This is a genomic window from Novosphingobium sp. B-7 (genome assembly GCF_000410615.1).
GTDB classification, from domain to species: Bacteria; Pseudomonadota; Alphaproteobacteria; order Sphingomonadales; family Sphingomonadaceae; genus Novosphingobium; species Novosphingobium capsulatum.
The window spans coordinates 1-1,585 of sequence record NZ_APCQ01000698.1 but is presented as its reverse complement, the minus strand read 5'-3'; the positions used below and the strand labels follow the sequence as shown (position 1 = coordinate 1,585).

The window sequence follows — 1,585 nt, the reverse complement described above, 5'->3', positions numbered from 1 at the left end:
GGCACGGCCACGCAATCCGCCGCCAGCCTGCGCACGCGCGGCACTGGCAGCCTGGCTGAAGCAGCCGCGCTGGCCGCAGCGGGGCCGGGCGCGCAGTTGCTGTGCCACCGCCAGATATCGCCCGATCGCATGGCCACCTGTGCCCTTGCTCAGGGCCATGCCCAGGAAATTGAACAATGACGGTCCATTTTATCGGCGCCGGCCCCGGCGCGCCCGATCTCATCACCTTGCGCGGGCGCGATCGTATCGCCGCGTGTCCGGTGTGCCTCTATGCCGGGTCGCTGGTGCCCACGGCACTGCTCGCCCATTGCCCGCCCGGCGCGCACATCGTGAACACGGCGCCGCTCTCGCTTGACCAGATCATGGACCACATCATCCAGGCCCATGCCGCTGGCCACGATGTCGCGCGGCTGCATTCGGGCGATCTGTCGGTGTGGTCTGCGTTGGGCGAGCAACTGCGGGCCTTACGGGCGCTAGGCATTCCCTTCACCATCACGCCCGGCGTGCCGGCCTTTGCCGCCGCCGCCGCCGCACTGGAAAGCGAACTGACGCTGCCGGCGCTGGGGCAGTCGGTGGTGCTGACCCGCACGCCGGGCCGGGCCAGTGCGATGCCACCGCGCGAAACTCTGGTGGCCTTTGCCCAGACCGGCGCGACGCTGGCCATTCACCTGTCGATCCACAACCTGGCGCAAGTGGTGGCCGATCTGCTGCCCGATTATGGCGGCGATTGCCCGGTGGCGGTGGTGTGGCGCGCCAGTTGGCCCGATCAGCGCGTGGTGCGCGCCACGCTGGACAGCGTGGAGGCCGCCGTGGCCGGCACGATGGAGCGCACCGCGCTGATCCTGGTCGGCCGCGTGTTGGGCGCTACTGATTTTGTCGAAAGCAGCCTCTATGCCGCCGATTATGATCGCCGCTTTCGCCCGCAGCATGGCGGCGAAAGCGACGGGGTGCCCGCATGAGCGTGCCGGGTCTGATGATCGCGGCGCCCAGTTCGGGCGCGGGCAAGACCACGCTGATGCTGGGCCTGCTGCGCGCGTTGCATGGCCAGGGGCTGGCGGTGCAGCCATTCAAGAACGGGCCGGACTATATCGATCCGGCGTTTCACCAGGCCGCCTGCGGGCGCGCATCGTTCAACCTCGATAGCTGGGCCATGGTGCCCGGCCTGATCGATGCTCTGGCAAGCCAGGCTGGTGGCGCCGATCTGGCCCTGGCTGAAGGATCGATGGGCCTGTTCGATGGCGTGGCCAGCGTGGGCGCCACCGGCAATGGCGCCAGTGCTGATGTGGCGCGCCGGCTGGGCTGGCCGGTGGTGCTGGTGCTCGATGCATCGGGCCAGGCGCAATCGGCGGCAGCGACGGCGCTGGGCTTTGCGCGGTTTGATCCCGCGCTGCCGGTGGCCGGCGTCATCCTAAACAAGGTGGCAAGCCCGCGCCATGAAAGCTTGCTGCGCGCCGGCATGGCGGCGATCGGCATGCCGGTGCTGGGCGCCCTGCCGCGCCGCGCAGACCTTGCCTTGCCAGAGCGGCACCTGGGCCTGGTCCAGGCGGTGGAGCATCCCGATCTGCCCGCCCGCCTGGATGATCTG

General features: G+C 69.7%; 3 protein-coding genes. All 3 read left to right on the top strand.

The window, feature by feature from the left end:
* Positions 1-180 (top strand): cobalamin biosynthesis protein (locus tag H926_RS0107405; RefSeq protein WP_022675735.1); only part of this gene is annotated, 180 nt, incomplete at its 5' end.
* Entirely contained in the window at positions 177-959 is a 783-nt protein-coding gene (cobM, locus tag H926_RS0107400) for a precorrin-4 C(11)-methyltransferase (protein WP_022675734.1), read from the top strand. The genes H926_RS0107405 and cobM, both read left to right, overlap by 4 nt.
* A partial coding sequence (locus H926_RS0107395; protein WP_022675733.1) for a cobyrinate a,c-diamide synthase occupies positions 956-1,585 on the top strand: 630 nt, incomplete at its 3' end. The genes cobM and H926_RS0107395, both read left to right, overlap by 4 nt.